The sequence below is a fragment of the Paenibacillus sp. A3M_27_13 genome, from assembly GCF_024213315.1.
GTDB classification, from domain to species: Bacteria; Bacillota; Bacilli; order Paenibacillales; family Paenibacillaceae; genus Paenibacillus; species Paenibacillus polymyxa_B.
On sequence record NZ_JANAVE010000013.1, the window covers coordinates 70,883 to 96,378 of the forward strand.

A 25,496-nucleotide genomic window follows, 5' to 3' on the forward strand; every position below is an offset into this window, starting at 1 on the left:
GCGCACTTTAAACTGTCCTTTTGTCCTCCTGACTGCCAGGTGCAGCGGGAGGATATTCACATCATGGAATAGGAGTGAATGAGATGAATGACATGCAGTTATATGATTTAACAAATGCGCAGAAGCGTATATGGTATACCGAATTACTCTACCCAGATACGTCAGTGTCACAGCTTTCCGGTACAGCTAAGATGAAGGGGCACATCAATATTGCTGCCTTTATGCAGTCCATTAATTTGATTATCAAACAGTATGATGCGTTCCGCATCCGTATTACCTCAGTGGATGGAGTGCCTCAGCAGTACGTCGTCCCTTATGAAGAGAGACAGCTGGAGTGCCTGGATCTTAGCCACTATGAAAGTGTATCTGAGGTGGAAGCCTTACTTGAGCAACACAAAAGCAAGCCCTTGCCCCTGTTGGATTCTGAGCTCTTCCAGTTTTTAATTGTGAAGATTAGCGAGGAAGAGTATTGGATTAATATCAAGATGCACCATATTATTTCTGACGGAATATCAATGGTGGTCTATGGCAATCAGCTTACAGCATTTTACATGGAGTTAATTCAAGGAAATGAACCGAAACTGGGCGACGATTGCTCGTATATTCAATATATTGCTGATGAGAATGCATACGAACTTTCTGACAGATACCAAAAGGATAAGGCTTACTGGCTGGATAAATTTTCTGATTTGCCTGAGCTTACGGGTTGGAAGTCATATAATCCGTTATCTTTAAGCACCCACGCCGTTCGGGAGCATTTTACCGTACCAGAAGTGCTATATCACGAGCTGCAAGCATTTTGCCAACAGAACAGGATTTCTTTGTTCCAGTTCTTCATGGGTGCGATGTATATCTACATACACAAAATGACGAATCAGCCGGATGTGGTGATTGGCACTTCGTTCGCTAACCGGGGGAACAAAAAAGAGAAGCAAAAGATAGGTATGTTTGTCAGCACCGCTGCTGCCAGAACATACGTCAAAAAGGATATGGATGTGTTGAGCTTCCTGCAGGATGTAGCCAGAGATCAGATGTCAGTCCTGCGGCATCAGAAGTATCCGTACAATCAGTTAATTCAGGATCTTAGAGAAATGCATGGTAACAAGGATATTCAGCGGCTTTTTGGCGTTTCAATGGAATATCGTCTTATCAATTGGGTTGATTTGGATGATGTGCGCATTTTGACGGATTATGATTTCTGCGGGGACGAAGTGAACGATTTCGTGCTTCATATCGTGGAGATCCTGGATGAAGGCGAACTGGTACTGGATGTCGATTATCGGACGGAGCTGTTTGAACGCAGTGAAGTTAAGGACATGGTTTCCCAGTTGCTTACGATCGCCGAGCAGATCATTCATTCACCTCAGCTTTCTATCGCAGAGGTAAACTTATTGGGTGAACCAGAAGAGCAATCCATTTTGGCTCTTTCGGAAGGCGCTGCAGTCGATTATCCACGTGAGAAGACCATCCATGGCTTATTCGAGGAACAAGCCGAGCGCACGCCAGATCACGTAGCCGTTCAGATGGACGAACAGAGCATTACATACCTAGCTCTAAACGAGCAGGCTAACCAGCTTGCGAGATATTTGCGCTCCGAGGGAGTAGTTGCAGATACGCTCGTAGGGATTATGGCTGACCGTTCCTTGGAGATGGTCATTGGGATGTTGGCCATTTTGAAAGCAGGTGGTGCCTATGTACCGATTGACCCCGATTATCCCGAGGAACGTATCCATTATATGCTGGAGGATTCAGGGGTCCGTCTGTTGCTCACCCAAAGTCATCTATGGGAGAGCACCACTTTTGACGGAAAGCTTGTGAGTTTGGACGAAGCTACAACGTATACAGGAGATGCTTCCAATCTGGAGAGTATTTCGGGACCAAGCCATCTAGCCTATGTTATCTACACGTCGGGTACGACCGGCAAGCCAAAGGGCACGCTGATTGAACACAAAAATGTAGTTCGACTGCTCTTTAACGATAAAAATCTATTTGATTTCAGCTCTCAGGATACGTGGACGCTATTCCATTCGTTCTGCTTCGATTTCTCCGTTTGGGAGATGTACGGAGCGCTTCTTTACGGAGGGAAATTGGTGATTGTTCCATCTCTCACAGCCAAGAGCCCAGCAGCTTTCCTGGAGTTGTTGAAAGACAACCAAGTCACCATTTTAAATCAGACGCCGACGTATTTTTATCAGGTGCTACAGGAAGAGTTAACGCACTCTTCGACAGAGCTTGGCCTTAGAAAAATCATTTTTGGTGGAGAGGCCTTAAGTCCATCTCTTCTGAGAAACTGGCGGGTCAAGTATCCTGATGTGCAGCTGATTAATATGTACGGAATTACGGAAACAACAGTCCATGTCACCTACAAGGAAATCACGGAACATGAGATTGAAGCGGGGAAAAGCAATATTGGCAGAACGATCCCCACACTTAGCGCTTATATTCTCGATGAGCAAAGACGGCTGCAGCCTGTTGGGGTTCCGGGAGAGCTATACATTGCAGGGGACGGTCTTGCCCGTGGGTATTTGAATCGGCCGGATTTGACGTCTGAGAAATTCGTTGAGCATCCGTATCGGGCGGGAGAGCGGCTGTACCGAACTGGGGATCTTGCTCGTTGGTTGCCTGATGGCAATATTGAATATTTGGGACGGATCGACCATCAGGTCAAAATTCGCGGCTACCGAATTGAGCTTGGCGAGGTAGAAGCCCAAATTCTCAAGGCTCCGAACGTACGAGAAACGATTGTCCTCGCACGGGATGACGAACAGGGCCAAAAATTGCTGTGCGCCTACTATGTAGCCTCCAGTGATCTTTCGCCGGGGGAATTGCGGTCTCAGCTGGCAGCGGAACTCCCCGCTTACATGATTCCTTCTTATTTTGTCCGGCTGGAGCAAATGCCGCTTACGCCAAATGGCAAACTGGATCGCCGTGCGTTGCCGGCTCCTGAAAGCAGCGTACAATCCGGCGAGGCTTATTTGGCTCCGAGAACTGCTGTGGAAGCTCAGATGGTACTCATCTGGCAAGATATCTTGGGAGTTGCCCGCGTCGGTGTCAGAGATAATTTCTTTGAAATTGGTGGTCACTCTTTGCGGGCAACAGTGCTCGTTTCACGGATTCACAAAGAATTGGGATGTAGCATTTCGCTGCGTGAGGTGTTTCAGTCACCTACGGTCGAATCCTTGGCGCAACTTGTGAAAAAACACATTCCGACCCTGTACGAATCCATCCCACAGGCAACGGAAAGCGAAGCTTACCCAGTGTCCTCAGCGCAAAAGCGGTTATACGTGCTGAGACAGATGGATGGGGGAGAGCTTAGCTACAATATGCCAGGGGCCTTCACAGTGGATGGACCGTTGGATCGCACGCGGCTGGAGTCCGCGTTCCAGGCACTGATCCAGCGTCATGAATCCCTAAGAACCGGCTTTTATATGCAGGATGGAGAGCTTGTTCAGCGTGTGCATAGGAATGTGCCGTTCGCGTTGAACTATACAGAGGCTTCGGTGGAGGAGACGGATACGCTCATTCACAACTTTATTCGTGCCTTTGATCTGAGCCAGGCTCCATTACTGCGTGTTAGCTTGGTGAAGCTCCAGGAGGAGCGTCATCTGTTGCTGTTTGATATGCATCACATCATTTCAGATGGGGTTTCTATTCAAATATTGATACAGGAACTTACTCATTTGTATCAAGGAGAACAGCTACCAGAACTGCACATCCAATACAAGGATTATGCCGTATGGCAACGAGAACAGTCAGAGAACCAATGGCAAGATCTTGAGAAATATTGGCTGCAATCCTTTGAAGGAGAGTTGCCGGTATTGGATTTGCCTACAGACTTCCAACGACCTTCGGTTCGGAGCTTCGAGGGTAGCCGAATTGATTTTACATTGGATGAGTCTGGAAATAAGGCGATACAAGAGCTTGCATCCCGTACAGGTACTACACTGTATATGGTATTGCTGGCCGCTTATTCGGTACTACTGCACAAATATACAGGACAGGAGGACATCGTCGTAGGTTCTCCAGTAGCCGGAAGACCGCAGGCTGAGCTTGAGGGCATCATCGGAATGTTTGTCAACACACTGGCCTTGCGCAGCTACCCGGCAGGAGATAAAACCTTTCAGGATTATCTTCTGGAAATCAAGGAAACGGCGCTCAAGGCGTTTGAGCATCAGGATTACCCTTTTGAAAAATTGGTCGAAAAGCTGGGCGTAGGACGTGATGTCAGCCGCAATCCGCTCTTTGACACCTTATTGGTATTACAAAATACCGAGCAGGAAGAGCAGGATATGGACGGAGTGCACTTTACTCCTTACTTGATGGACACCGTCACAGCCAAGTTTGACCTGTCCCTCAATGTAGAGGAGAAGGGATCAAAATTAGCCTTTGGCCTCGAGTATAGTACGGCTTTATATCGGCGTGAAAGTGTAGAGCGACTTGCAACGCACTTGCTCCGGGTTCTGCACGCAGTCTCGGCCAATCCTCAGTTGCAACTGGCCGAGATTGAAATGATCACACCGGAGGAGAAAGTACAGATCGTTGAAGTATTTAATGCGACATCGGCTCCTTATCCAAGGGACAAGACCATTCATGAGCTGTTCGCAGAACAAGTCAAGCGTACACCAGAGCAGACGGCGCTTGTATTCGGCGATGTCCAGCTAACGTACCTTGAATTGGAAGACAAGGCGAGCCGACTGGCCCAAACACTGCGTCGTTTGGGAACGTTGAGGGAGCAGCCTGTGGCCGTGATGGGCGGACGAAGCATTGAGATGGTCATTGGTATGCTCGCGGTGCTTCAGGCAGGTGGAGCCTATGTGCCGATTGATCCTGATTACCCGGAAGATCGGGTACGTTATATGCTTGATGATTCCGACGCCAAGCTATTATTGGTGCAAAAGGGCGAGCTTATAAGTGTAGACTACGGTATACCAATTGTCGATCTTAGCAGTGAAGAGGCTTATGCTGCTGGGCCTGCCCAGCCGGAGACGGCTCAGGGATCGCAGGGGCTTGCTTATGTCATCTATACATCGGGTACGACGGGTAGACCGAAGGGCGTTATGGTTGAACACCGGAACGTGGTCCGTCTGGTCAAAGAGACCAACTATGTGGAGCTGAATGAATCCACACGAATTTTGCAAACAGGAGCCGTGGCCTTTGATGCTTCTACATTTGAGATATGGGGAGCGTTGCTTAACGGTGGGCAGCTCTATTTCGTAGAGAATGACGACATTCTGATTGCTGATAGGCTCAAAGCGGCTATTGCCAAGTACGGGATTACAACATTGTGGCTTACTTCACCCCTTTTCAATCAGCTTTCCCTGCAGGATGAGTACCTGTTCAGAGGGCTAAAAGCATTGTTAGTCGGCGGTGACGTACTGTCTCTATCTCATATGAATCGTGTAATCGAGGCTAATCCTGATCTTGTCCCTATCAATTGCTATGGTCCGACAGAGAATACGACCTTCTCCACCACCTACAAGATTCCAGGTCGTGCCGAAGGGGGTGTGCCGATTGGTCGCCCAATTAGTAATTCGACCGCTTATGTGGTCAATGGATCGCTGCAATTACAGCCTATTGGTGCTTGGGGTGAACTCATTGTCGGCGGTGAAGGTGTAGCACGCGGATATCTCAATCGTCCTGATCTCACAGCAGAGAAATTTGTTCCTAGTCCTGTTAAGGACGGAGAACCCTGCTACCGAACTGGGGATTTGGTACGCTGGCTTCCAGATGGGAATTTGGAGTTTAAAGGAAGAATTGATGAGCAGGTCAAAATACGTGGTTACCGCATCGAACTCCCTGAAATCGAGGCCCAACTGGCCAAGGTGGAGTCGGTAATCGACGCCGTAGTGGTCGTTCGCGCGGATGAGCTTGGAGAGAAGCAGCTTTGCGCTTATTATGTGGCGGATCGTACGCTCACGGCAGGCGAAGTACGTCTTTCCCTATCGCAGGTACTTCCGGGCTATATGATTCCATCCTACTTTATCCAGATGGACCGTATGCCATTAACGTCAAACGGAAAAGTGGACCGCAGGTCTCTGCCGGCTCCTCAAGTAGGCGCGCATACAGGACGGAAGTATACAGCTCCTCGTACACCGGCTGAAGAAGCTTTGGCATCTGTCTGGCAAGGGGTACTGGGTGCCGAACAGGTGGGTATCCATGACAATTTCTTTGAATTGGGTGGAGACTCCATAAAAGCTATTCAGGTGTCGTCACGGTTACTGCAGGCCGGCTATCGGTTAGAGATGAAACAGCTGTTCAAATCGCCAACCATTGCCGAGCTAGGCGCTGAAATACAAACGGCTGTGCATATGGCTGAACAGGGAGTTGTGCGTGGAACGACTCGCTTGACTCCAGTCCAACAGTGGTTCTTTGGACGGAAGCAGGCAGAGCCTCATCACTTCAATCAAGCGGTTATGCTGTATCGTGAACAGGGATTTGAGGAAAAGGCCTTGCATCAGGTGCTAAGAAAACTCGCTGAGCATCATGACGCCCTTCGCATGGTTTTCCGTCAGACAGAGCATGGTTACGAAGCTTGGAATCGTGATCTTGAAGAAGGAGAGCTTTATAGCCTGTTCACCGCTGATTTACGGAATGAATCCGATCCGGCTGCAGCCATTACATCGCTGTCGGATGACATTCAGCGCAGTATCAATCTGGCAGAAGGCCCGCTGCTGAAGTTAGGACTTTTCCATTGTCAGGATGGAGACCATCTTCTGATCGTGATCCACCATTTGGTGGTGGACGGAGTATCCTGGCGGATTTTGTTCGAGGATATTGCAGCAGGCTATGAGCAGGTGATTCAAGGACAAGCGCTGACATTCCCGCAGAAGACGGATTCCTTCCGTGACTGGGGAGACGCCCTTGCTCGTTATTCGGAAGGTCCTGAAATGGAGACTCATCGGGCGTATTGGAGGGAGCTGGAGAATCAGCCACTCGAACAGTTGCCGAAGGATGAGGCTGTGGAAAGCCTTCTTTTACAGGATAGCAAAGTAATAACAGCACAATGGACTATAGAAGAAACCGACCAATTGTTGAGAAAAGCCCATCGTGCTTATCAAACAGAGACGAATGATCTGCTATTGACTGCTCTGGGCATGGCGGTATCCAAATGGTCTGGCATCGGAAAGGTTGCTGTGAATCTGGAAGGACACGGTCGTGAGCCGATTATACCGAATATCGACATCACCCGTACCGTCGGCTGGTTTACAAGTCAATACCCGGTGATTTTAGACTTGGGGGATGACCCAGAAGTGGCCTCCTTGATCAAGTCTGTGAAAGAAGGGCTGCACCGAATTCCGAACAAAGGTATTGGCTACGGGTTGCTTAAAACGATGGCAAGTCAGTTGGATGAAGACAGCTTCAGCTTGCAGCCTGAGATTTCTTTTAACTATTTGGGGCAATTTGATCAGGATTTGCAAGGCAGCTCGTTGCAGATTTCTCCTTATCCGACCGGAAGCGCCCAAAGCTTGTTGGAGGAACCAGCCTATACGCTAGATATCAATGGCATGGTGACGGACGGAGCCCTGACTCTGACGATTACTTATAACGGAAAACAGTATAAGTTATCTACGATGGAACAGCTCGCTGGATATATTGAAGAAAGCCTGCGAGAGCTTCTCCAGCATTGCGTAACCCAAGAAAAAACCGTATTGACACCAAGCGACGTGCTTGCGAAGGGTCTAAGCATTGCCGATCTGGAGGAGCTTTCTAAGCAGACCAGCCACATAGGCGATATTGAGAATGTATATAGTCTGACGCCGATGCAGAAGGGCATGCTGTTCCATGATATGTTTGAGCCGCATACAGGTGCTTATTTTGAGCAGGCTGCCTTTGACTTTAAGGGTAGCTTTGATCCGACTGCATTCGGACACAGTCTGGATGCCGTGGTGGAGCGTCATGCCATCCTGCGCACGAACTTTTACAGCGGATGGGGCAGCGAGCCTTTGCAGGTTGTATTTCGACACAGAGGCGCTAAATTGGTGTACGAAGACCTGCGTGAGATGAATGCATCGCAGCGCGAAGCTTACCTGAAGACATTTGGTGCTAAGGACAAAGCACAGGGCTTCAACCTAGCTGAAGACGAGCTTCTCCGTGTATCCATTTTACAAACAGATGAAGAGAGCTTCCGCCTCTTATGGAGCTTTCACCACATCGTCATGGATGGCTGGTGTGTTCCGTTAATTACGCAGGAGGTATTTGAACACTATTTTGCCCTCCTGGAAGGAAGAGAGCCGCAGCTGGCAGAGGTCCATCCGTACAGTCGATATATCGAATGGCTGGAACAGCAGGATGAAGCAGTTGCGTCCAACTATTGGAGCCGATATCTGGCCGGTTACGAGCAGCAGACGCTTTTACCTCAAGTCGGTGGAGCAAGTAAGGGAGAAGGCTATGTAGCAGAAAAGCTGAATTATCCTCTCAGCAGGGAATTGACTGAGCGCCTTGAAAAGGTGGCTAGGGATGCTCATGTCACGATGAATATATTGCTGCAGTCCCTCTGGGGCATTGCGCTTCAACGCTATAACGGTAGCCGGGATGTCGTGTACGGAAGTGTAGTATCAGGCCGACCAGCAGAAATTCCGGGCATTGACCGGATGATCGGTTTGTTCATCAATACGATTCCCGTTCGTGTGAAGACAGAGGAGAATCTCCCCTTCACCGTTCTGATGAAGCAGCAGCAGGAACAATATATGGCTTCTCATATGTATGACACCTACCCGTTGTTTGAGATTCAGGCTCAGACGGATCAGAAGCAGGATCTAATCTCCCATATTATGGTGTTTGAGAACTATCCTGTGGAGGAGGAGGTAGAGCGTCTGGGTGGTGGCGAGGCTGCCTTTGAGATTGAGGAAGCGGAGCTTCTTGAGCAAACGAATTATGATTTTAATTTAATTGTCCTCCCTGGCGAAGAGATGAGATTGCTGTTCCAGTACAATGCACTTGTTTATGACCAAGTGACAATTGGGCAAATCAAGGGCCATCTGGTTCACCTTATGGAACAAATTGTAGAGAACCCTGCTATTTCCGTGGATGCACTAGAATTAGTCACGCCGCAGGAGAGAGAACAGATTCTGAACGTATGGGGAAATACAAAAGGCATTTACGAGCACTGTAACACGTTCCACGGGCTGTTGGAGGAACAGGCGGGACGAACGCCGGATGCGACTGCCATTTGGTTCGAGGACGAGAGTTTGACCTATGCCGAGCTCAATGCAAAAGCCAATGGACTGGCGAGAAGGCTCCGTACTCAGGGAATCAAGACGGGAGATCTGGTGGGACTGATTGCTGAACGGTCGCTCGAAATGATCGTTGGGATCTACGGCATTATGAAAGCCGGGGGTGCCTATGTTCCAATCGATCCAGAGTATCCGAAAGAACGAATCAGTTACATGCTTGAAGATTCCGGGGCGAAGCTGATCCTTACACAGGCCCATCTCTTGGAGCATCTCGGATGGACGGAAAATGTTTTGCTGCTGGATGAATCATCGACCTATGATCCCGACACCTCGAATTTGGAGGATACTGCTGGCCCGGATGATCTGGCTTACGTGATCTATACTTCAGGTACGACCGGTCATCCTAAGGGCGTATTAGTCGAGCATCGGGGACTACCAAATCTTTCGGACGTATATGGGGCACACTTTGAAGTTACACCGCAGGATCGGATCGTTCAGTTTGCAAGCCTGTCGTTTGATGCATCGGTTTCGGAAATTTTAACGGCGCTGAGCCATGGGGGTGTTCTGTGCATCCCTTCTACACAAGATATTTTAGATCATGCCCTGTTCGAGCAGTTCATGAACGATAAGGGGATTACGGTAGCGACTTTGCCACCCGCTTACGCTATCCACCTTGATCCAGAGCGTTTGCCAACACTGCGGTGCCTGCTAACCGCTGGATCGGCCGCATCGGTCGAGTTGATCGAAGAGTGGAGGAAGCATGTACGTTACTCTAATGGCTATGGCCCAACGGAGGACTCCGTATGCACCACAATCTGGTCTGTCCCGGACAGTGAGGAAGCAACGGATATTGTATCTATTGGACGTCCTATTGCTAACCATAGTGTGTACATCTTGGATGACCATTTTAGATTGCAACCTGTCGGTGTAGCTGGAGAGCTATGCATTTCGAGTATCGGATTAGCACGGGGGTATCATAACCGGCCTGAGTTAATGGATGAGAAGTTCGTGGACAATCCGTTTGCTCCAGGAGAGCGTATGTATCGGACGGGTGACCTGGTTCGCTGGTTACCGAATGGAACCATCGAGTACTTAGGCCGAATAGATCACCAAGTCAAAATCCGCGGCTACCGTATCGAGCTAGGCGAGGTAGAAGCACAAATGCTCAGAGTGCCGTCCGTTCAGGAAGTCGTAGCCATGGCTGTAGAGGGCGATGACGGCTACAAAGATCTAGTCGCTTATTTCGTAGCTGCTCAGAAACTTGAGGTATCCGAGCTTCGGGCCGTCCTGTCGGAGATATTACCTGGATATATGATCCCTTCCCGCTTCATACAACTGGAGGATATGCCTCTGACGTCGAACGGAAAAATCGATCGAAAAGCGCTGCAGGGCGAGCGTGGATGGGCAGCGGCTTCATCTGAGGCTCCAAGGACACCTGTGGAAATTCAATTAGCCGAAATCTGGCAAGAGGTGCTGGGTGTAGAGAGCGCGGGAGTGAAGGATAATTTCTTCCATTTTGGAGGTCATTCACTGCGTGCAGCCCTGCTAGTCTCACGAATTCGCAAGGAAATGAATCGCGAGATTAGTCTGAGAGCAGTGTTCGAGTCTCCTACTATTGAAGGATTGGCTCGTGCCATTGAGGGCTATACACCGCTGAATTTCGAAGAAATTCCTACAGCGGGAGCGAGAGAGCATTATCCATTGTCCTCGGCCCAAAAACGACTGTTTATTCTAAGTCAGCTGGAAGGTGGAGAGCTGAGCTACAATATGCCGGGTATCCTTACCGTTGAGGGAGCTTTGGATCGGGAACGGCTAGAGCAGGCATTCCGTCGTCTAATTCATCGTCATGGTTCGCTGCGTACTCGTTTTGTGACCGTGAACGGTGAACCTGTACAGCAGCTCCTGACGGATGTTCCGTTTACTGTGGAATATGCGGAGTTGAGCGAGGAAGAGGCAGGAGCTACCCTTCAGCAGTTTGTCCGTCCTTTTGATTTAGGTGTAGCTCCATTGCTGCGGGTCGGCCTTATTCGAATTGCACATGAGCGCCATTTACTATTGTTTGACATGCATCATATTGTCTCAGATGGGGTTTCTATGAATATTCTCATAGAAGAGTTTCTCCGCTTCTACCAAGAGGAGGACGTATTCCCTGAACTACAGATCCAGTACACAGACTATGCTGTATGGCAGCAAGAGCAGCTCGGAAGCGAGCGTCTTAAGGCCCAGGAAGCTTACTGGCTGGATGCTTTCCGCGGAAGCTTGCCAGTGCTGGATTTGCCAGGGGATGAAGTTCGTCCTGCGGTGCGAAGCTTTGCGGGCGATCGAATCGACTTCCAAATTGATTCTTCTCTGAGTGCTTCACTTCAGGAGCTGGCTACCCGAACGGGTTCCACTCTGTTCATGGTACTGCTGGCAGCCTATACAGCGCTCTTGCACAAGTACACAGGTCAGGAAGATGTCATTGTCGGTTCACCTGTGGCAGGAAGATCCCATGCGACACTCGAAGGCCTCATCGGTATGTTCGTCGGCACAGTGGCACTTCGTACTTATCCAGAAGGAGAAAAGCCTTTCGAGGCTTATCTGCAGGAAGTGAAGGAAACAGCGCTGCGGGCCTATGAAAACCAGGATTACCCGTTCGAGGAGCTGGTAGAAAAGCTGGAGCTTCAGCGTGATTTGAGCCGTAACCCGCTATTTGATACCATGTTTGTCCTGCAAAATATTGAGCAGGGAGAACAAGAAATAGAAGGATTGCGCTTCACTCCTTACGATAATGTACATCCGGCTGCCAAGTTCGATCTCACGCTGACCGTGAGTGAAGCAGACGGGGTATTGAACTGCACGCTTGAGTACGCGACTGCGATCTACAAGCAAGAGACTGCCCAGCGGATGGCAGGCCACTTTGTACAGCTTATTCGGGAAGCCGTCTCCAATCCGGGAATGCCGTTGTCATCCCTTGATATCGTGACACCTCAGGAAAAATCAAGGCTGATGAAAGCGCCGGACGAAGCCAAGGCAGATTATCCTCGTGACAAGACGATCCATGCGCTGTTCGAGGAACAGGCTGCACGTACTCCGAATGCGGTGGCAGTCGTATGTGAAAATGCAGCCCTGTCCTACAGCGAGCTGAACGAGCGGGCCAATGGACTTGCCAGAACGCTGAGGGAACGTGGTTTGCAACCAGACGGTTTGGCTGGAATCATGGCGGATCGTTCTCTTGAAATGGTGGTTGGAATTTTAGCCATCTTGAAGGCAGGCGGGGCCTATGTCCCTGTAGACCCTGAATATCCAGAGGACCGCATTCGCTTTATGCTTGAGGATTCGGGAGCCAAGCTACTGCTGACACAAGCGCATCTGGAGCAACGTGTCTCCTTCGCTGGGGACATCGTAAGTCTGGATAAAACGGCTTCCTATAAGGAAGATGTCTCAAACCTGCAGCCTGCAGCCGGACCGGAGCATCTTGCCTACGTCATCTACACATCGGGCACGACAGGCAAGCCAAAGGGAACACTGATCGAGCATAAAAATGTAGTTCGCTTGCTCTTTAATGATAAAAATATGTTTGATTTTGGTCCTCAGGATACGTGGACACTGTTCCATTCATTCTGTTTTGACTTCTCTGTATGGGAAATGTACGGAGCATTGCTGAACGGAGGACGGTTGGTCATCGTTCCATCGCTTACCGCGAAGAGTCCAGATCGTTTCTTGCAATTGCTTAAGGATCAGAAGGTCACCGTTTTGAACCAGACACCGACGTACTTCTATCAGTTGCTACAGGAAGAGCTCGGTCATCAGGCGGTAGAACTGAGCCTCCGTATGATTATCTTCGGTGGAGAGGCATTAGCCCCGGCCCTGCTCAAGGACTGGAGAACGAAGTATCCGCAAGTGCAGCTCATTAACATGTACGGCATTACCGAAACGACCGTGCATGTAACATACAAGGAAATTACAGAGTTGGAAATTGAACAGGGCCGCAGCAATATCGGCACCACGATTCCGACGCTGCGGGCGTACATTTTGGATGAACAACGTCGTCCACAGCCGATTGGCATTCCGGGTGAACTCTATGTGGCGGGCGTAGGCCTGGCGCGAGGTTATCTGAACCGACCGGAATTGACGGAAGAGAAGTTTGTCGCTCATCCGTTTGAAGCGGGCGAGCGTATGTACCGCTCGGGTGACTTGGCACGCTGGTTGCCGGATGGCAGCATGGAGTATTTGGGACGGATTGACCATCAGGTAAAAATCCGTGGTTACCGTATCGAGCTGGGCGAAGTGGAAGCGAAGCTGCTCCATGCTCCGTCTGTAAGGGAGGCCGTTGTGCTCGCCCGGGAGGATGGAAGTGGACAAAAAGTGCTTGTCGGCTATTTCACTGCCGATCAGATGCTGACGGTAGGCGAGTTGAGAAAAGCCTTGGCTGCCGAACTGCCGACTTATATGATTCCATCTTACTTTATGCAATTGGAACAGATGCCTTTGACACCCAATGGCAAGCTGGATCGCAAAGCGCTTCCGGCTCCAGAGGCCAATGTGCAGACGGGGGCGGTTTATGAAGCGCCGAGAAACGCAGCTGAGGAAGCTTTGGCTTCCGTATGGCAAGGTGTGCTGGGAGCGCAGCAGGTTGGCATCCATGATCATTTCTTCGATCTGGGTGGTGACTCCATCAAGGCGATCCAAGTGTCCTCGAGATTGTTCCAAGCTGGATATAAATTAGAGATGAAGGATCTCTTCAAATATCCGACAATTGCCGAGCTAAGCCCGTATCTTCAGGCAGCTGGACGTATAGCGGAACAGGGCGAAATTAAAGGTGCAGCAGAGTTAATGCCAATTCAGCGTTGGTTCTTTGAACGCCATACAGCGGAGCCGCACCATTATAATCATGCCGTCATGCTCTATCGGAAAGACGGCTTTGATGAGGCTGCACTCCGGTTGACAATGGACCAAATTGCGATCCATCATGACGCGCTGCGCATGGTTTTCCGGCCTACAGAAGCTGGATACGCAGCTTGGAATCGGGGAACGGACGAAGGCGAGCTCTACACATTGGACATTGCCGATATGCGGCAGGCGGAAGACCAGACAGCTGCGGTTCAGGCCCAAGCCGATGCCATTCAGGCAAGCTTTGACTTGGAAGGTGGCCCACTGTTCAAGCTAGGCCTGTTCCATTGTGACGATGGCGATCATTTGTTGATTGTCATTCATCACCTCTTGGTTGACGGCGTATCCTGGCGCATCCTGTTTGAGGACATTGCAGCGGGGTACGAGCAGGCATGGAATGGACAAGCAATCGTCCTTCCACAAAAGACCGATTCGTATCTTGTATGGTCTGAGCAAGCGACGAAGTATGCAGCAGGGCCTGCTCTGGACAAGGAGCGTGCATACTGGCAGCTGATTGAGGAGGCGATTTTGGCCCCACTGCCGAAGGATGAGGATCAGAAGCCGGGCACCATTCGGGATACTGAATCGGTTACGGTAACGTGGTCTGCGCAGGAAACTGACCTGCTGTTGCGACAAGCGAACCGGGCATATCATACGGAGACGAATGACTTGCTCTTGACTGCTCTGGGGGCAGCCATTCAGCGCTGGACAGGCATGGAGCAGATTTTGGTCAATCTTGAAGGACATGGACGGGAAATGATCGTACCAGACCTGGATATTACCCGTACCGTGGGTTGGTTCACAACCCAGTATCCAGTTCTGCTGAACCTGCAAGGCAGACAGGAAGTATCTGCGCGAATCAAGCGCATCAAAGAGAATTTGCGAGAGGTTCCGCATAAAGGAATCGGCTACGGTCTTCTGAAGTATATGGCACTGGAGAAAAGTGTTGGATTCGGCGTGGAGCCGGAAATTTCCTTCAATTATCTTGGGCAGTTTGATCAGGATTTGGAGGGTAATGCCCTTAGCCTATCCACACATTCAGTTGGTAAAGCGCTCAGCGATCTCACACCACAGCAATATGCTCTGGATGTGAATGGCATGATTGCCGAAGGCCAGCTATCACTGACGATTACGTACAGCAGCAGGCAGTATCGTAAGGAGACGGTGAGTCATTTTGCTGAATTATTACAGTCAAGCCTTAGTGAGGTCATCCGTCATTGTGTGGCTCAGGAGCGTTCACAGCTTACACCAAGTGATGTTCTGTTCCAAGGATTAACATTGGAGCAGCTTGATCGACTCACGGCGCAGACGGCTCACATCGGAGAGATTGAGGATGTGTACAAGCTGACGCCAATGCAGAAGGGAATGCTGTTTCACAGCCTGCTGGAGCCGGACTCCTCTTCATACTTTGAACAGGCAACGTTTGAGCTGCGTGGTAGCTTCGATGTAGATATCTTCTTCGAGAGCTTCCAGGCTTTGGTGCAACGACATGCCATACTACGTACCGGCTTTTACAACAACATTGCTGATGTACCGCTGCAAGTTGTCTTTAAGCAACGGTTAATCCCTCTGCACTACGTAGATTTGCGCGACGCATCTATGCAGGAACAAGAAGCCCGAATCAAGGCTTATATTGCTGAAGATATGGTTAAGGGGTTCAGCTTGTCAGAAGATCCGCTGATGCGAGTGACCGTCTTGCAGAAGGGTCAAAGCTGTCTTGTATTGTGGAGCTTCCACCATATTGTCATGGATGGCTGGTGTATCCCGATCATTACACAGGAGCTGTTCGATTATTATTCTGCCAAGAAACAGCAAATACAGCCTGTCCTGCCGCCAGCTCAGCCCTATAGTCGTTATATCGAGTGGCTTGATGCACAGGATGATCAAGAAGCTTCAACGTATTGGATCCAATATCTTGAAGATTATGACGGGAACACCGTATTGCCGGAAGGTAAAACGAAATCTCAAGCCAAAGAGGCGGGCTATGTTCTGAATGAGCATGTTCTCCATCTGGGTGCATCTTTGACAGGTAAAATGGATGTTGTCGCGAAGCGCAATCACGTGACTGTCAACACACTCATGCAGACAGCTTGGGGACTGATTCTTCAACGTTATAATGCCAGCTCGGATGTCGTTTTCGGCGGCGTTGTGTCGGGTAGACCCGCTGAGATTGCAGGGATCGAAAATATGGTGGGTCTGTTCATTAATACAGTACCTATCCGTGTACAGTCATCCAAGGACGAAGCCTTTGTCGAAGTGATGAAACGTACACAGGCACAGTCATTGGCTGGTCGTGCCTACGACACCTATCCACTGTATGAGATTCAGGGGAAAACAACCCAAAAGCAGGACCTGATTTCTCATATTATGATCTTTGAAAATTACCCGCTCGACGAGCAGGTGGAGCAATCGGGTAATCAAACGGAGGACAATCTCGAAGTTGCCAACTTCACCATGTTTGAACAAACCAACTATGACTTTAATCTGGTTGTAATTCCAGGCGAAGACATCAAGGTCTGCATTCGCTATAATGCTTCGGTTTACGAGCAAGAAAGCATTGCACGAATCGGAGGACACTTGTTGCAGATGCTCGATCAGGTGGCTGCTCGTCCGCAGGCGACGATACAGGAACTGGAGATTGTAACATCTGAGGAACGGATGAACCTGCTTGACTGGGGCGGCAAGGCCCATACCTATCCAAGTGATCAGGGTCTGCATACCTTGTTTGAAGAACAGGTTGTCCGTACGCCGGATAAGATTGCGGCAGTAAACGGCGACATCCAGATCACGTATCGGGAGCTGAACGAGCAGGCGAACAGACTAGCTTCCACCTTGATAGACCAAGGACTACGGAGTGAACAAGTGGTAGGTCTGTTGGCAGATCGGTCTGTAGAGCTGCTTGTCGCCATCATGGGTGTACTCAAAGCGGGTGGAGCCTATGTACCTATTGATCCTGAATATCCGCAGGAGCGGATTCAGTATATTCTGAAGGATTCTGGCGCTGAAATTCTGCTCACACAGAGCCACCTGACGGAGTTGGCCTCTTTTGAGGGAACGGTTATGGAATTGGATTCCCCGCACATCTACGGAACCGAGGTGGATAATCCCAATATTCCTGTTGGAGGAAACGATCTGGTGTACTTAATCTATACCTCGGGTACAACCGGAAATCCGAAGGGAACCATGATTAACCACAAAGGGATCGTGAACTACATCTGGTGGGCCAATAAGGTCTATTGTGCTGGGAAACCAACGGATTTCCCGTTGTATTCATCCATTTCGTTTGACTTGACGATGACATCAATGTTTACTCCGTTAATAAACGGAGGAATAGTACGGATTTATGATGGTATAGATAAGGCAGAGGTCGTTCAGCATATTTTGCGCGAAAATGCGGTCGATATTCTCAAGCTGACGCCGACGCATCTCAGTCTCATAAAAGACATGACCATTCCAGCGGAAAGTCGCATTCAACAGCTCATTGTGGGTGGAGAGAATTTGACCACACATTTGTCCAAAACGATTACCGATCTCTTTGGTGGCAACATCAAAATCTACAATGAATACGGTCCGACCGAAACCGTCGTCGGCTGCATGATTCACCTGTACGATCCTGCGAAGGATACACGGGAATCCGTACCGATTGGGTTGCCGTCCGACAACATATACATTCATATCCTGGATGAACAGCTTCGTCTCGTACCGTTAGGTGTGGAGGGCGAAATGTACATTGCCGGGGACGGAGTAGCCCGTGGATACCTGAATCGTCCGGATCTTACCGCAGATAAATTCATTAGAAATCCGTTCGCTTCGGAAGGAAATATGTATCGCACCGGGGATCTGGCTCGTCGCCTTCCTAATGGAGACATTGAGTACATTGGACGCATTGACCATCAAGTTAAAATACGGGGCTATCGTATTGAGCTTGGTGAGATTGAGGCCAAGCTACTGGACATTCCACTTGTCGAGGAAGCTCTCGTTGTTGCGTGGGCAGATGCTCATGGGCAGAAATCGCTGTGTGCTTACTTCGTAGCTGATCGCGAAATGTCTGTCAGCGAGCTGAGAGACGAACTGTCTGCCGGACTGCCTGCATATATGATTCCGTCTTACTTCGTCCAACTGGACGTGATGCCTCTGACACCGAATGGTAAGCTGGATCGCAAGGCACTGCCTGAACCGAACTCGGGTATAAAGGCGGGAGCAGACTTTACCGCTCCGCGGACGGATGTGGAGAACATTTTGGCTTCAATCTGGCAAGGTGTACTCGGCGTGCCGCTTGTCGGCATTCATGATAATTTCTTTGAGCTTGGAGGTGACTCGATCAAATCCATTCAAGTATCCTCAAGGCTTCTTCAAGCAGGCTATAAGCTTGAAATGAAGGATTTGTTCGGTTATCCGACAATTGCAGAGCTGGCACAGCGCGTTAGTGTGGTCAGCCGAATTGCGGACCAAAGCGAGGTACACGGAGCGGTAAGACTGGGACCTGCTCAGCACAGATTCTTCGATGAACAGTCAATGGATCTGCATCACTTTAATCAGTCGGTCATGTTGTACCGACGGGATGGCTTCAATACCGATGCGCTCGCCGAGGTTGTTCGGAAAATTGCAGAGCATCATGATGCTTTACGACTGGTGTTCCGCCAAGGAGAGCAGGGGTTGGAGGCCTGGAACCGGAGCGTGGGTGAGGGTGAACTCTATAGCCTCCAAATCCACGACCTGCGGGCTGAAACAGACCCGGCTTCAGCAATAGAAGCAGGTGCGGAAGCCATTCAGCGCAGCATCTCTCTGGAGGATGGACCTCTCTTTAGACTGGGTCTGTTCCGCTGTGTGGAAGGCGAACATCTGTTGATCGTTATTCATCATCTGGCTGTGGATGGCGTATCCTGGCGTATTCTCTTTGAGGACCTGCAGGAAGGCTACGAGCAGGCAGTACGTGGAGAAGCGGTCAAGCTTCCACAGAAGACGGATTCGTACCGTGCATGGGTTGAGGGAATCACACAATTTGCAAACAGCCCGGCGGCTGAACAAGAACGCAGCTATTGGGCAGAGGTAGAGGGAGATGGCTTTGCCCCTCTTCCAAAAGACAAGGTAGACGGCGCTCTTCTCATCAAAGACAGTGAGGCTGTCACGGTTAGATGGTCACCAGAAGAGACAGAGCAGTTCCTGAAAGAAGCGAACCGCACTTACAATACGGAGGTCAACGATCTGCTCCTGACGGCTCTGGGTATGGCTGTTCACGAGTGGACGGGAATCGAACGTGTAGGCATCCTTCTGGAGGGACATGGGCGGGAGCCTGTTGTGCCGGAACTGGATATTACTCGTACAATAGGCTGGTTTACAAGTCAATACCCTGTCGCCCTTGAGATGGGAGGGGAATTGGAGATCGGCGCCAGAATCAAGCACGTCAAGGAAGGGTTGCGTCGTATCCCGAACAAAGGTGTCGGATATGGTATTTTGAAATATTTAAGCAACGGTTCCGATGTCTCCTCCTTCTCGGCTGAACCGGAGATTACCTTCAACTACTTGGGACAGTTCGACCAGGATCTTGCAGGAGGGACGATGGAAGTATCGCCTTACTCAGTAGGACCTGAGGTCAGTGAGCAGATGGTGCAGCATCAGGCATTGAACATTAATGGACTGATTGCCGAAGGACAGCTTCAACTTTCGGTTAGCTATAACCGTCATCAGTTCCACGGGGAGTCTGTGGCTAAGTTTGTTGGCATTCTGAAGAACCGTCTCAGCGAAGTCATTGGACATTGCGTAAGTAAGGAAAGAACAGAACTTACACCAAGCGATGTACTCCTCAAAGATATCAGCTTGGAAAAAATCGAGGAGTTAGAAGAGCAGACACGACATATCGGTAGTATTGAAAATATGTATAAACTGACACCGATGCAAAAAGGAATGTTGTTCCACAGCTTGCTGGAGCCTCATTCGGAAGTCTACTTTGAGCAGGCCAAATTTGAAATTCAGGGAGCATTCTATCCTGAGGATTTCAAACGCAGCTTAAAATATCTGATGAAACGGCATGCCATATTGAGAACCAATTTCCATGCCGGGTGGGGCGATTTCCCTATTCAGATTGTGTTCAAAGAAAGAGCGTGTGACTTCGTGTACGAGGATCTGCACGAGCTGGAAGCCGATGAAATTCAAGCGCGTCTTGCAGCTTATACTGCTCAGGACAAAGCAAGAGGCTTTAATCTTGCTGAAGAAGCATTGCTGCGTGTTGCTATTCTACGTACAGCAGAAGAGGCTTACCATTTGCTGTGGAGCTCTCATCACATCATTTTGGATGGCTGGTGTATGCCGCTTGTGCTCCAGGAAGTGTTTGAGACGTATGGGGTTCTGCGTGAGCAAAGGGAACCTGAGCTTCCTGCAGCTGTATCGTACAGCCAGTATATTCAATGGTTGGAGAAGCAAGGCGAGGAAGAGGCATCCTCTTACTGGAGAGGGTACCTGGAAGGATACGAGCAGCAGACGAAGCTGCCACAAGCCATCACACAGCCATCGGCAAAAGCAGAAGCCTACGTGTCGGAGAAGCTGGTATTCACGTTGGATGCGGAACTGACCGATCGCCTGGAACAGGTGGCCAAACAGCATCAGGTGACGATGAATACGCTGATGCAAGCAGCCTGGGGAATCGTGTTGCAGCGTTACAATAGAAGCCAGGATATCGTCTTCGGAAGTGTGGTATCGGGAAGACCTGCCGAGATTCCGGGTATCGAAAGCATGATCGGTCTCTTCATTAATACAGTTCCGGTTCGGGTACAGGCCGAGGGAAGCGATTCGTTCTCCCATGTGATGAAAAGACAGCAGGAATTATATTTGTCAGGACATGCTTATGATTCCTATCCGCTCTATGAGATTCAAGCACAGAGCGAACAAAAGCAAGATTTGATTTCTCATATTATGGTGTTCGAAAATTACCCAGTAGAAGAGCATTTGGAAGAGAAAATTGCCAGTGAAGAGGCTGAATACAAAATTACGGATGTTCAGATGTTTGAACAGACGAATTATGATTTTAACCTCATTGTGCTGCCGGGTCGTAATCTGGAGTTCTTGTACCGTTACAATGCCCGCGTCTATGATCTGGAGAGCGTGGAACGAATTCAAGGACACTTGACGAGAATTCTGACAAGCGTTGCTGTTCAACCTGCTATCCGTATTGATGAGCTGGAGCTGATCACGCCAGAAGAGAAATCGCAGATTATAGAGGTGTGGGGCGATACAGCAGCTCCTTATCCGCGTGAGCAGACCCTTCACGGTATATTTGAGGAAAAAGCAGCACTCACACCGGATTGTACAGCACTTATTTACGGTGAAACGGAGCTTACCTATGGAGAACTTCATCAGCAGGCGAACCGCCTTGCACGTACGCTGCGTGCCCAAGGGGTCAGACCGGACCAACCAGTCGGCATCATGGTCGAGCGTTCGCTTGAGATGATCATTGGCATTCATGCCATTCTAAAAGCTGGCGGGGCCTATGTACCGATTGATCCGGAGTTCCCAGAAGATCGTATTCGCCACATGCTGGAGGATTCGGGAGCGAAGCTTCTGCTGACGAAGAACCATCTCAAAGATCGTTTTCCGTTCACTGGCACGATCCTGGCACTTGATGATCCGCAGGCGTATCATGCTGATAGCTCGAATCTCGAGCCAATTGCGGGGCCGGAGCATCTGGCGTATATCATTTACACGTCAGGTTCAACCGGCAAGCCGAAGGGCGTAATGATTGAACACCGCGCTGCCGTCCATACGCTGAGTCAGTTGGAAGCTGAATATCCGATGTTGGCAGGCGACCGTTTCCTGCTCAAAACGACATTCACCTTTGACTTCTCCGTGCCGGAGCTGTTCTGCTGGTTCTTTGGACAAGGGACTCTCGTGATCCTGCCACAAGGCGTGGACAAAGACCCGATGGCACTGCTAGGGGCCGTGGATACGAACCGTATCACGCATCTCAATTTGGTGCCGTCGATGCTCAGTGTGCTCGTTCAATACTTGAAAGAAAGCGGCACCCAAGGATTCCTTACTCTGAAATACCTGTTTGCCTGCGGCGAGACGCTGCCTGCCAAACTTGTGGAAGAGTATTATAAAGTATCTCCTTACGCAGTACTGGAAAACATCTACGGTCCTACGGAAGCAGCCGTATATGCGACTCGGTATACAACGAACCTTGAGACTGCGGCCCTAACGCATGTGCCGATCGGCAAACCGTACGCTAACGTCCAAGTATGGATGATGGACAGCGCTTCTCAGGTATCACCTGTGGGGGTACCGGGAGAACTCTGCATTGCGGGCGAAGGGGTAGCGCGGGGGTATTTCAACCAGCCGGACCTGACGGCAGAGAAGTTCATTCCTCACCCGTACAAACCGGGAGCGCGAATTTACCGAACGGGCGATTTGGCCCGATGGCTGCCAGACGGGAATATTGAGTATTTGGGACGGATCGATCATCAGGTAAAAATCCGGGGTTACCGCATTGAGTTGGGAGAAGTGGAAGCACAAATTTTGAAAGTGCCATCTGTGCAGGAAGCGGTTGTTCTTGCACTGGCTGATTCTACTGGAAGTACTCAGCTTTGTGCATACTTTGTGGCCGAAGAGGGGCTTGCAGCCGGCGTACTACGCGAGGCACTGGCCAGCGAGCTGCCAAGCTACATGATTCCGACTGCTTTCGTACAGTTGGCACAAATGCCGCTGAATCCGAATGGCAAATTGGATCGCAAAGCGCTACCGGCACCGGAAACACTTCTGCGGAGCACAGCGGAGTATATCGCGCCGCGTACGCAGACAGAAGTAGAGCTCGCTCAAATTTGGTCCGAGGTGCTCGGCGTACAGGAAATCGGGATCAGGGATCATTTCTTCGAACTTGGGGGCCATTCCCTGAAAGTATTGGGCTTGATCCAAAGGATCTCGTCCGGTATGGGCGTCCAGCTCCCACTCCAAGTCGTGTTTAATCTGCCGACTGTGGAAGAAATGGCGCATGAAATTTCCAAGCTGCAGGCAACAACTGCTGCTAATGAAGAGGAAATGGAAATTATCCGCTTCCCAGGGAAAGGAACGCTCAAAGTGTTTTGCTTCCCTCCACGGGTAGGCCACTCTCTGGGGTACTATGAGATGGCCAAGGAGCTGGAAGGGCTTTGCGAGGTGTACGGGATGGAATTTATCGGCGATCGTTTCCAGGGTCAAGATATGCTGGATCGATACATCGATGCCATCGTGGATATTCAAGCAGAGGGTCCGTATATATTCCTGGGATACTCACTTGGAGGAAATCTCGCCTTCGAGGTAGCTAAAGCCATGGAAAGCCGAGGTCACCATGTTAGCGACCTTATTATGGTAGATGCTATGAGAAAGATGTCCAAGGATGAATCGACACCGGAGGAGCTTGAAGAGATTGTCGAGATGGTACTGGACAGCATTAGGGACCAGTACAAAGCATTCCTCGCCGATCCAGTGGACAGGGAGCGAGTCATGGACAAAATGTTGGTTTATTCCGTCTACCGCGATGAGCTTATTAACTCAGGTGAAGTTCATGCGAATATCCATGCTCTAATTGCAGAGGATGATAGTATTGGTCCGGATACATCATTAGATAAATTGTTATGGCAACAGGCGACACTTGGTCAATACAAAGAATACGAAGTCATCGGAACGCATGATGTGCTGCTTGATTCCGGTTTTATTGGGGAAAATGCTAAAGTACTGAGACAGATACTTGGCAAGGTCGCAGAGGCCCCATCTAAAAATAAGCCCATTTTGTCCTAAGCTCAATCAAGCATAATAAGTGTTAGGCAGCAAAGATGCCCGGATTCCTTTATATAGAAGGAACTCGGGCGTCTTTTATTTTTTTATGCTGTTTAACATATAAAGTCCCTAATCATCTGTGTATGCTTTAGACATGGTTGACTGAAAGTGTCTTGTGTCGGTGATGAGTTCACGGATGACTTGGATGACAAGCTCCGGTTGATCATGGATGATCATATGCTCGCTCTTCTTGGCAACAATAAATTTGCTGTTTGTAGAGATGTTAAGCATCTCGCGCTGTCCCATTTGCCAGCTTTGTTCGATCTGATCATTTCCGCGTTTACTAATACCGAACTGAGTCAAATCTTGTTGAATGCCCCGGGCAATTACACGTACAGGGAGGTTACCCAGATGCTGTCCCCGTATGGCATCTTCGGTAGTGCTTGCTAGATCACCCTCCTCCGCAACAGATCGAAAGTATTTAGAGGAAGCGACAATATTCACAAAAGATTTTCTATCTTGATATTCGACCCGACCCGTTAGCATTAAATTGGGGAACAGGCGAAAAGCCCCTGACTTTTCTAGGAGAATGGATATTAACGGGGAGGGATTGACTTTAGGCCGTTCCTTGGCATAAATCTCATTTGTCCGGCGAGCGTCATTCTCAGGCCTGGCATCCACCAGAACCAATCCTGCCACTTCGTCTTTGTATGTCTGCGCGTACAGTCTTGAGTACATCCCTCCAAGGGAATGGCCTACCAGAATATAAGGAGCTTGGATGTCTGCGTTTTTTAAGGCGACATGAAGCTCTCGAACGATGTTTTCCCCGGTTCGTGGAGTAGCAGCCTCCTCGCTCCAGGCATAGCCTGCCCGGTCATAGGATACAACAGTGGCGAATGATGACAGTTTTTCGGGAATATCTCTCCATGACAGGCTACTTTCCCCGCTCCCTGATTCAAGCAATATTGTTGGAGAGCCGTTACCGAGTTTACGAATATGGAGTCGATAACCCCCGGCATCGACCAATTCCCCCGGAGGTGGGTATTGTGATTTATCCTTTTTGGATGCAATCCACTCATACACAAATCCTGAGATCACGAAAAGCAGTAAGCAAGAGATGATAAGAAACACAATTCTCGTCCATGTTCGCCTTCGTTGCTTCATTAGTAAATCTACTCCTCTATACAGTTATAATTAATCATTACCTAAAGTTGCGTGAAACAAAGCTGCTATCGCATGGTTTGTTGCTAGCTCCTTATCTTTTTTACCCATCCTTTCTTTGTCAAATCATCAATATTAAAGAAAAAGCAGAATATGCACATGAGTTGTAATGAGCAACACGCGTATTCGAGATCATTGAATGGATCTCACGTCGTTCTTGGATGCAGATAACTAAGTCCATTTAGCAAAAGTACAGAGTACACAGGATGTCATAACAACAATAAAGATAGTAAAAACAATTTATTAAAAAACGGTTGCATTTAAATATGCGGAGTGGTATACTCCAATTCCGGCCAAGAAATACAATATTGCGAGCGAGTGTTACAAAAAAAGATTTAAAAAAGTGCTTGCAAAGTTGGTTCGGAGATGGTATGATATAAGAGTTGATGAAGCGATAAACTGAATCGACCGAAAAAGAATGTTTGATCTTTGAAAACTGAACAACGAGTGAGTAAAACGATTTTGTTCGCAAAATCAAACAAGAGA

Annotated in this window: 2 protein-coding genes; one reads left to right on the forward strand and one right to left on the reverse strand. The window is 49.3% G+C overall.

Translation table 11 applies throughout. The annotated features are described in order from the left end of the window. Positions 1 to 83 precede the first annotated feature (83 nt). Positions 84 to 23,810 (forward strand): non-ribosomal peptide synthase/polyketide synthase, encoded by a 23,727-nt coding sequence (locus tag NLX82_RS26435; RefSeq protein WP_254349271.1) that lies wholly within the window; start codon positions 84 to 86, stop codon positions 23,808 to 23,810. 108 nt (positions 23,811 to 23,918) lie between these two features. On the opposite strand, the gene NLX82_RS26440 is transcribed toward NLX82_RS26435, so the two are convergent. Beyond that, positions 23,919 to 24,953: an alpha/beta hydrolase gene (locus NLX82_RS26440; RefSeq protein WP_071559521.1), complete on the reverse strand. Its 1,035-nt coding sequence runs from the start codon at positions 24,951 to 24,953 to the stop codon at positions 23,919 to 23,921. Between the last annotated feature and the right edge of the window lie 543 nt (positions 24,954 to 25,496).